Here is a 338-nt window from a genome sequence, read left to right on the forward strand (position 1 = left end):
TTTGGATTGTCAACACTAAATCAGACAGCTTTTTTAAGGGATAATCTTCTGTAATCTACTGGACTCATATAGCCTAAGGTTCCATGGATGCGATGTTTGTTGAACCAATTTACGTAGTCATATAGCTCCAATTCTAGGTGATGTAAACTGTGGAAGTTCATCTGATTAATGAATTCCGTCTTCATAATTTTAAACGTAGCTTCTGCAACTGCGTTATCATAAGGGCACCCTTTCATGCTTAAGGAACGACCGATCTTGAACGTAGCAAGTGTCTCATCAATCAACTTGTTCTTAAATTCACTACCGCGATCGGTATGGAATAATTGAATTTGACTTAG

At 37.6% G+C, this 338-nt stretch carries 1 protein-coding gene; it reads right to left on the minus strand.

All coding sequences use genetic code 11. The features are described from left to right. Positions 1-20: 20 nt before the first annotated feature. On the minus strand, positions 21-338 hold a 318-nt coding region (locus tag M3661_RS30035), incomplete at its 5' end, for an IS3 family transposase (RefSeq protein WP_251491405.1).

It is taken from the genome of Paenibacillus sp. MER 180 (assembly GCF_023713665.1).
GTDB classification, from domain to species: Bacteria; Bacillota; Bacilli; order Paenibacillales; family Paenibacillaceae; genus Paenibacillus_B; species Paenibacillus_B suaedae.